General features: G+C 54.5%; 10 protein-coding genes. 8 read left to right on the top strand and 2 right to left on the bottom strand.

The features are described from left to right. Positions 1 to 197 precede the first annotated feature (197 nt). From BG52_RS12910 to BG52_RS12890, 5 genes are all read left to right on the top strand, one after another. Positions 198 to 680, top strand: a complete 483-nt coding sequence (locus tag BG52_RS12910) for a hypothetical protein (RefSeq protein WP_036586469.1) — start codon at positions 198 to 200, stop codon at positions 678 to 680. A 14-nt stretch (positions 681 to 694) separates the two neighbouring features. Beyond that, complete coding sequence (locus tag BG52_RS12905; RefSeq protein ID WP_051588065.1) at positions 695 to 1,351, top strand: hypothetical protein; 657 nt, start codon at positions 695 to 697, stop codon at positions 1,349 to 1,351. A gap of 105 nt (positions 1,352 to 1,456) precedes the next feature. Beyond that, on the top strand, positions 1,457 to 1,834 hold the full coding sequence (locus BG52_RS12900; protein WP_036586465.1) for a hypothetical protein: 378 nt from the start codon (positions 1,457 to 1,459) through the stop codon (positions 1,832 to 1,834). 262 nt (positions 1,835 to 2,096) lie between these two features. Beyond that, positions 2,097 to 4,265 (top strand): hypothetical protein, encoded by a 2,169-nt coding sequence (locus BG52_RS14980; protein WP_144340820.1) that lies wholly within the window; start codon positions 2,097 to 2,099, stop codon positions 4,263 to 4,265. Between the two features lie 24 nt (positions 4,266 to 4,289). Continuing rightward, positions 4,290 to 5,039 (top strand): hypothetical protein, encoded by a 750-nt coding sequence (locus BG52_RS12890; protein ID WP_036586393.1) that lies wholly within the window; start codon positions 4,290 to 4,292, stop codon positions 5,037 to 5,039. A gap of 167 nt (positions 5,040 to 5,206) precedes the next feature. Here BG52_RS12890 and BG52_RS12885 read toward each other — a convergent pair whose 3' ends face one another. Together BG52_RS12885 and BG52_RS12880 are read right to left on the bottom strand one after the other, a co-directional pair. Continuing rightward, positions 5,207 to 5,413: a hypothetical protein gene (locus tag BG52_RS12885; protein WP_036586391.1), complete on the bottom strand. Its 207-nt coding sequence runs from the start codon at positions 5,411 to 5,413 to the stop codon at positions 5,207 to 5,209. A 4-nt stretch (positions 5,414 to 5,417) separates the two neighbouring features. After that, positions 5,418 to 5,990: a hypothetical protein gene (locus tag BG52_RS12880; RefSeq protein WP_036586389.1), complete on the bottom strand. Its 573-nt coding sequence runs from the start codon at positions 5,988 to 5,990 to the stop codon at positions 5,418 to 5,420. A gap of 206 nt (positions 5,991 to 6,196) precedes the next feature. Here BG52_RS12880 and BG52_RS16560 point away from each other — a divergent pair, with 206 nt between their 5' ends. The 3 genes from BG52_RS16560 (at position 6,197) to coaD (ending at position 8,163) form a co-directional block, all read left to right on the top strand. Further along, positions 6,197 to 6,682: a hypothetical protein gene (locus BG52_RS16560; protein ID WP_223299012.1), complete on the top strand. Its 486-nt coding sequence runs from the start codon at positions 6,197 to 6,199 to the stop codon at positions 6,680 to 6,682. A gap of 394 nt (positions 6,683 to 7,076) precedes the next feature. Then, positions 7,077 to 7,670, top strand: a complete 594-nt coding sequence (rsmD, locus tag BG52_RS12865) for a 16S rRNA (guanine(966)-N(2))-methyltransferase RsmD (RefSeq protein ID WP_036586387.1) — start codon at positions 7,077 to 7,079, stop codon at positions 7,668 to 7,670. After that, positions 7,657 to 8,163 carry a pantetheine-phosphate adenylyltransferase gene (coaD, locus tag BG52_RS12860; RefSeq protein WP_036586385.1) on the top strand — a complete coding sequence of 169 codons (507 nt, stop codon included), beginning with the start codon at positions 7,657 to 7,659 and terminating at the stop codon, positions 8,161 to 8,163. Before rsmD ends, coaD begins: the two co-directional genes overlap by 14 nt. Positions 8,164 to 8,254: the final 91 nt, after the last annotated feature.

The following is an 8,254-nucleotide window of genomic DNA, read 5'->3' as shown; positions in this document are numbered from 1 at the left end:
GAAATAAATGTCGCCAAACTCGGGATATATATTTATTATATATAGGTATTTATTATTTACTCTTTTAGCCGCTGTATGATTGGGCTTTTTCCGCTACTGACGGGTGTTTTTCGGGAGTGGGGGCGCCGGCCCTTTTCGGCCCAAGGGCCTTTATATGCGAAACAAAACAATCAAAAGTAGGGGAGCTGCTGCACAGTATGGGGAGAAAGTGGAAAGACCGTCCGCTGCTTGACGATTACCGAAACTTCCCCGTTCAATTCGGGCTTTTGGAAGAGGTCGGCTACCTGGTGGACCGCTGTACCGAATTCGAAGAAGCCGCAGACCGACGGGAAGCACGCCTGGTAGCCGAAAAAATCACGACATACACCGACATTCTGGCCGAACTGAACGCGACGCTGGACCTTTACCTGGACTTAAAGGCGACATCGGCGGCCGTAGCCCAGCTACTACCGTCACGGGGCCGCCTTGGCGGGATGATTGAAACCCAGGATACCGTACAGCTAAAGTCGGAGGTTTCCCGACTACAGGGCAAGGCGCGCAGGCTGACCGGCCGGGTAGCTAATATTCGGAAAAACTTCTGGACCAAAGTGCTGGAGATCGACCCGGAATTGTACCCGTACGACCCGGATCACTTCGCGGCACATATGCAAGACATTGAGCAGGAATCTTTCGAATTGTGATAGGGGGCAGCCTTGTGGCTGAAATGACAAAAAAGCACGAATTTCACCCGCAGGCCGACGAGAAAAACATGATGGGCGAACGGCGGGGGAAGCCCGCGCTACTTTGCGGGGCGCGTCGGAAAGGGGTAGACGCACGCTGCCGGCAGTATGCCGGCATGGGTACGGAACATTCGGGGTACGGGCGCTGCAAATACTGCGGGGGTAACAATACGGGACCGAAAACCGAGGAAGGGAAGCAGCGGGTAAGCCAAAACAGCCGCATACATGGCCTGTACGCTTCGACGCTGAACGACGCCGGCCAGGAAATCTACGAACAACTGACCCAGGACAATCGGCTAGGTCTGGAACACGAAATTTACGTGCTGAAAACGCAGATCATCCAGCATCTGCGGTCCTGGAAGGACAAGACGGAGCGTCGCATGGTGGCCGTAGAAGGCACGCTGAACGCCTATGAATGGTATCTGCCCGGCACGATCGACGACAGGGCCTACGTAAGAGCGCTGGAAGCCCTGGGCCGCCTGGTAGAGAAGCACGCCCGGCTTAACCAGGACAGCGGCGAAGATTTATTAAGCCAGGTAAACAAGGAACTGGCGGCTGCTTCCCAGGGCAAAGTGCAAATATCCTGGGGCGGGAAACCGCAGCAGCGCCTGGACCATCAGCCCGCAAAATAGGCCCGTACGCGGCCGGGAAATAATCGGAATTATGTTTATCCATATGAACCATAGCGAACCCACGAAAGCAGCGACGACGGACGACGACGGGGGGCCTGGCCAGGGGTGTATATCGAAGGCTACTTATCGAAGAAGATCATAAGGCGCTGGCTGGACAATTACGAAAGCCTAGTAGTGGGGGATCGGCCGGCAGACGCCCTGCCGAGCAATAGCGGGCCGAAGAACTACGACGGCGTAAGCGGCGGCCGGCTAAACAAGATCATGCTGGACGACGCCATAAAGCACCTTTCCCGCCTGGAACGGGCCTGCCTTACGTGTAAATGGATTAGGCAGCTGCGCCTGGCCAAAGCGCTGCAGCTGCTGGGGATCACGAAGGCCGAGTACACGAAAGGCTGCGACGCGGCGGTAGATTCGATATACGCACACCTTAACGGCGAACGGGCCGGTATCAAGCGGCTTATGCAAGCTATCACGTCGCAGTAAAGAAGTCTTTACCTCCTTCACGATTGGCGGTTAAATCGGCGACCCTTCACGATTACGGGAAAAATCGGCGGCCTACGGTGGCGGTAAACCGATTTTTTCGTAATGGGTGGGGTGGGATGTGGCAAGGGAATTTGTAATGGGTGCTAGGCTGCAGCTGACGGATCATTTCAGCAGCCCGCTTCGGTTCATTCAATCGAATTTGACCCGGGCGACGCAGGGGACGAACTACTACCGGGACGCAAACGGCCGGCTGCGTAACGAAATGGGCCGCTTCGTGTCGCAGGCCAGGCAGACGCAGAACAGCCTGGATCACGTCGCCGACGCGGCCGGTAGAACGCGCGGGAGGATCGTAAGCCTGCGGGGCGCAATCGTCGCCGTAGCCGGCAGCATGGCCGCAAAAGCCGGCTTCGATTGGCTGGTACAGGGAAATGCGGATATGGAAACCTATCAGAATACCCTGGCCGTCGTACTGAAAAGCCAGGAGAAGGCCGCCGACACGCTTAAATGGGCGTCCATGTTTGCCGCTAATACGCCTTTCGAAATTCCGGAGATCGTCGCAGCGACTACGAAAATGGCCAGCTACGGCATGGAAGCCCAGAAAGTGCTGGGGATCACCGGCGATATGGCGTCCGTCATGGGGAAGAGCCTGGATCAAGCTACCGAAGCTATAGCGGACGCCCAAACGGGCGAACTGGAACGGCTGAAAGAATTCGGCATAACCAAAGCCATGATCGAGGCCCAGGGGGCTAAGATGGGGGCCGACTTTATAAACAAGTCGGGGCAGATAACAGATCAACAGGCCTTTAACGCTGCGATGTTCTCGCTGATGGAAGAACGATACAAGGGCGGCATGGAGCTGCAGAGTAAAACCTTTAAGGGGATGCTATCGAACGCCAGAGACTTCATAGGCGGCATGGGCCGGCAGCTAGGCGCGCCGCTGTTCGACAAGCTAAAGACGGGGCTAGGTACTACGCTAGCCTGGATTCAGCGGCTAAAGGACAGCGGCCAGCTGGACTCCTGGGTATCGAAGATTCAACAGGGGGCAGCGGTAGCCTGGCGAGTAATGAGCGGAGCCGGCCGGGTGATCGGCGCGGTATTCATGGAATCATACCGAACGGCCCGGCAAAATATCGAAATGATAGCCAGCAAGCTGCGCGCCTGGTACGCCGAACATCGCCCGCAGATCGAAACATTAAAGCAGGCTTTCCTGGACGCTTTCGTCGCCCTGCAGACGGCCTGGCAGCAGTACGCCGTCCCGACGATTGACTGGCTGTATAATGAAGGCCTGCCAGCTGTGATCGACGCCCTGGCCACGTTAGGCGGCTGGATCGTTGATACCGGCGCATGGTTCATAGATAACTGGGGCTGGGTAGGGCCTATGTTGCTGGGGCTGGCCGTCGCTTGGGGCGCTATCGGCGTGAAGATTCTAGCCGTAGCCGTCTATCAAAAAGCCGCAGCTGCTGTTACAAGGGCCTGGGCGGCCGCGCAGGCGGTCCTAAACTTCGCAATGAACATGAACCCTATCGGCCTGGTTATTACGGCCGTCGGCCTGCTGATCGGGGCCGTAATCCTGCTGGTAAGGCATTGGGGCGAGGTAAGCACGTTTTTAGCGGGCGTATGGCAGCGGATCAAACAAACGGCCGTAAACGTCTTTACCGGGATCGTCGCCTGGTTCAAAAAATGGGGCGGCCTGTTGTTGGCCGCGATAACCGGCCCAGTCGGGCTTATGGTTTATGCCGTTATCAAGAACTGGGACAAGATCAAAGGTGCAGCTGCTACAGCCTGGAACTTCGTAAAAGATTCGGCGGTAGCCGCTTGGGAAGGTATCGTAACCGGTGTTTCCGGGATGTGGGGAAGAATCCGGGACGGCTTCGCCAGCGGCGTAAACTGGATCGTAGGATTAGTTAATACGCTGATTGAAAAGTTGAACGAAGCCCTAAGTATCACGCTGCCCGACTGGATGGGAGGGTATAGCTTCCAGCTTAATCTTCCAAGAATCCCGGAAATGAATATGGACGGCAGCCATGCTACCGGCCTGGCCCGCGTACCGTACGATGGCTATATGGCCATGCTTCACGCAGGCGAACGGGTATTAACCGCCGCGCAAGCCCGTCAGTATGATACCGCCATGGGCTTCAAGGAACGCCAGATGGCCGTCGTGCAGCCGTTTAACCAGATGCCTATCGAACGCCCAGAAACGGCAAGCAATACACGCCGGTACGACGGCGCCCTGGCCGTCCAGCAGCCAGCACCGCAACCAGCACAACCGCGCCAAGTAAATATCGACAAGCTGATAGAGAAAGTCGAAATAATCGCGGCACCAGGCGACGACGGCGAAGCGCTTTACGCTAAATTTATCGAAGTATTCCACCGCAAAGCGAAAGAAGCCGCCGGCATTTTGAGTACGGCCAACATGGGAGAACTTTTGTAAACCAAAAATAAGGGGGAAACCACAATGAAAATCGAACTGTTCGAGCAAATGAAGGCCAACCTGGCCGCGAACGCAGCGAAGCGCCAGGAGGAGGACCGCCAGCGCGCCGAAGCAGCAGCAACCGTCGCAGCGGCACAGAAACACAACGACGAGGTAATGGAACGTGCTTTAGCCATGCCAGACGAAGCGCCTGACGATGCAGTAAACGCAGAAGTGAGTAAAGCATACGGCGCGCTCATTATTGCGAAGAAAAGGCAGGAACTTTTACTGCAGCGGCTGAACGATTCTAGCGCACCGGCCACAAATGCCGCCCAGTTTTCGCTACAGGCAGTTATGGGCGAAATCAGAAATCAGATCCAAGACGGCCGCCTGCTTGCCGAAATGCAACCGTCGCTGGATGAATTGGGCGCGATCCGGGCGCAGTACCTGGACAAGCTGGCCGAGGTATTGAACGCCAGGGCGCGGATTAACCGGGAACTGCTGCAGATTCAGCAAGACACGCGTAGCATGGTAGAATCGGCGACTGGCCAGCGTAGCGACTTCGGGGTAATGGGACACGCACACATCGACATGGACACGCTGCGGAAATGGGTATGGATTTATAACGACCTGGCCGAGGACACGAACCGGCTGCTGCGTGAAGCCGACGACGCCGCAAACGGGAAGCCGTATACCGCCAGCGTGACCGTACCCGATGCAAGAATCCATAAGGAAGACCGGCCGACACACGTAACCCATCACCAAACTCAGGTAATCGGCGCGCCGGTGCAATAAAAAAAGCGCAGAAAACCGTATTAGTCGCGAATTCAAAAAGCGTCGAAGCCCTTGTTACTAAAGGCTTTCGACTCTTTTTTTTGTCTGTATTCGTGTTCGATAAATAACACCTGCAGCACAATCAATAGACGAAAAAAGCGGGGATCCAAAACGACCCCGCTCCCTGGTTAAAACTTATGTGCAAAATCCCGGTTAAGCGTGTCGGCCAGCTGGTCTTCGCCCAGATCACGAAGGCGCTGCAGCTTCTGCCAGTACAGGCTGCCGGTGTGCGGCGTGATTATTTTGCCTTCGACAATATCCACGACCAGGCTATGCGCTTCGCGGGCGCTGGCCTGGTTCTTTATTTGTGCGGCGTAATCGTAAATCGTAGGCATATGGCTAACCCCTTTGCCCTAGCGCGTCCGCTGCTTCCTCCCACAGCTGGAATCCCGCTGTCTTCCCCTGTCCCCAGTCCCGCAAAATCCTTGTGGCAGCTTTCGGATCGGTTTCTGATAAAGCGGCTAGGTTACGTTCGAATTCCGCAGAACGTGGTAAGCTGTGTTTTGCGTATTGGTACGCTTCTTCGAATTTTTCTTCTGGTGAAGTTGCATTAGATTCAAAAGGTTCTGGCAGCGGTGAAGAACTACATTTTCGTAAAAATGCATCGTGTTTGTGTTCGTATTTCATTACTGCTTTACTTATCATTTCAAAGAGTTGGTAAATCGGTTCTTTGTGTTGTAGCCAAGTCCGTAATAACTCTAAAGTCGTACCTCTTTCGCTGTATGAAAGTTCCGCTAATAACTTCGGTATAAGACCGCTTTTATACGCATATTCCCGAAAATACGGCGCAATTGTATCGTGAACGTTTTTGAAAAACGGTTTAAATGGTGTCTTATCACCGCGCCAAACACCGTCATTACAGTAGATCGTTACCTTTTCACCGTTTACTATGGTACTCATAGAAAATTCCATTGTTGGCCCCCTTCTTTCACTTATAGGGGGATTATAAGCCGAATCACTGAAATAGTAACCATTTACTTACAGTTAACAGTTCGAGTATTGTAGCAGCTTTAATTATCGCAAGGGTAGACCGTTTGCCTTATATTATAGAAGTAAAGACTTTACTACCTTTAGCCGAAGTAGCTGCAGACAATGTACTGGGTGGAGTGGGGCGACAAATGAGCGGTTTAATTAAAGCGCTGAATAAGTTGCGTTACCAGGAAAAGTGCCGAATCGTTTGGCCTTCGGGGCTTGAAACGACGGCCGAAATGGATACGATAAGCGAAACCGATAACGGGCTGGAGGAAGACGATTCGGGCTACCGAGAATATCACGCAGCTTACCTGCGGTTAGTTTCGGTGGACTCGCCTAGAGATGGGCAGTATATAACAGTTGGCCGACTGTTTGAAGTGTCAGACCAGGAGAAGCCGGCCAGCATTTACAGCCTGGAAGGGCGGCTACTATGGTCCGATCTGGGTACGGTAGGCCCTGACCAGTTCGACGTAGTGCGCCTGGCTGATGGCCAGGAAGGAACCGTACTGGACATTTATGTAATGCCAGGACTGCCGACAGGGTTTGAAATAGAAATCCCCGCGCATGGCGGGGAATGGGAATTGCGGACTGTGACTATTGAGCAGATAGCCGGTATTGTTTGGAGGGCATAACGGGGGTATTTTTCATGCTTTTTTGGGTTTTGGTCCCCTTTTGGTCCCCACAAGTGATTTTTGAGCCTGTATCAACGGAAAATTGAATTCTGTTATATATCAAAAATGAAGTATTATCAACGCCTAAAAGGTTCTGTTACATAAAAAGTCGAGCCCCGTCTCGCGACGGGGCCCTTCATGGGAGAGGAGAAACCGGACGAAGAGCTTATGGGGAAACGTAAGCCTTCTCCGCGGTTGTCTACGACATCTCTCGATGCCGATATATTAAGGATTGCCGAAACCGGGACGAATATACATCGGGCCCAAATCTTTTTTGCCAACAGAGGAAAATATGATACGATAGCCTCAGACAGAAAACTACAGGATGCGTAAGGCACAGGGGGGCGTCACGAGCGTGAGAGTCATTGCGGGCGAGGCCAAGGGCCGGCCGCTTAAAGCGGTTCCAGGCATGAATACGCGCCCGACTACGGACAAGGTTAAAGAAGCGATGTTCAGCATGATCGGGCCGTTCTTCGATGGGGGACACGTGCTGGACCTGTTCGCGGGCACCGGCGGACTCGGCATCGAAGCGTTAAGCCGCGGTGTCGACAAGGCGGTGTTCATCGACAGCGACCGGCAGAGCATCAGTATTGTGAAGAGCAATGTGGAGGCCGCACGTCTTCAGGACAGGGCCGAGATTTATTGCAACACGGCCGAACGGGCGTTGAAAATGCTGGAGAAGCGGGGCATCGCTTTCCGGCTCGCTTTTCTCGATCCGCCTTACCGGATGAAAAACGCCGACGAGCTGATGGCGGACATGGCCTCGCGCGGACTGCTCGTAGCGGATGCGATCGTAGTGGTCGAGCATGAGTCGGGCCACAGGTATGCGGAATCATTCGGCGGCTTCGAGCTGCGCAAGCTCGCCTTATACGGCGAAACGGCGGTTGCGATTTACGACTATAGGCCGGCGGGCGGCCAAGGAGGAACCAGCACGCATGAACCTCAATGAGAAGCCCCTTTCGGTGGCGGTGTACCCCGGGAGCTTCGACCCGGTCACATTCGGCCATTTGGACATTATCCATCGCGCCGCCAAACGGTTCGACCGTCTGATCGTGGCGGTGCTGAACAATACGAGCAAGATGCCGATGTTCACCGTGGATGAGCGCAAGGATCTGCTTCGCCAAGTGACGAAGGACATGCCTAACGTGGAGATTGACAGCTTCCGCGACCTGCTCGTCCGTTATATGAAGTCGCGCCAGGCGAATGTGATCATCCGCGGCATCCGCTCCATATCCGACTTCGACTACGAGCTTCAGCTCGCGTCGACGAACCACCAGCTGGACAGCGAGATCGAGACGATTTTTATGATGACCAATCCCAAATATTCCTATCTCAGCTCGAGTATTGTGAAGGAGATAGCGAAGTTTCAAGGCAACGTGCAGGATCTGGTTCCGCTTGAGGTGGAGTGGGCGCTGCGGAAGAAATATACGCGTCAAATCTGAGGGATGGTACGGTTCCGGCGAGGGGCCTGAGCCGCAGCCTGAACCGCGTTTGGTCGAAAACCACGACAAACGGCCAAGCCGTCACCGGCTT

The sequence above is a fragment of the Paenibacillus darwinianus genome (assembly GCF_000598065.1).
Lineage (GTDB): Bacteria > Bacillota > Bacilli > Paenibacillales > Paenibacillaceae > Paenibacillus_I > Paenibacillus_I darwinianus.
The sequence above is the reverse complement of the archived record's forward strand: the minus strand, read 5'-3'. Positions and strand labels throughout refer to the sequence as shown.

Excerpts from the sequence above, each read along its gene's own strand:
- BG52_RS12910 (WP_036586469.1), top strand. The coding sequence starts at position 198 with ATGGGGAGAAAGTGGAAAGACCGTCCGCTGCTTGACGATTACCGAAAC.
- BG52_RS14980 (WP_144340820.1), top strand. The coding sequence starts at position 2,097 with ATGGGCCGCTTCGTGTCGCAGGCCAGGCAGACGCAGAACAGCCTGGAT.
- BG52_RS12890 (WP_036586393.1), top strand. The coding sequence starts at position 4,290 with ATGAAAATCGAACTGTTCGAGCAAATGAAGGCCAACCTGGCCGCGAAC.
- BG52_RS12885 (WP_036586391.1), bottom strand. The coding sequence starts at position 5,413 with ATGCCTACGATTTACGATTACGCCGCACAAATAAAGAACCAGGCCAGC.
- BG52_RS12880 (WP_036586389.1), bottom strand. The coding sequence starts at position 5,990 with ATGGAATTTTCTATGAGTACCATAGTAAACGGTGAAAAGGTAACGATC.
- BG52_RS16560 (WP_223299012.1), top strand. The coding sequence starts at position 6,197 with ATGAGCGGTTTAATTAAAGCGCTGAATAAGTTGCGTTACCAGGAAAAG.
- coaD (WP_036586385.1), top strand. The coding sequence starts at position 7,657 with ATGAACCTCAATGAGAAGCCCCTTTCGGTGGCGGTGTACCCCGGGAGC.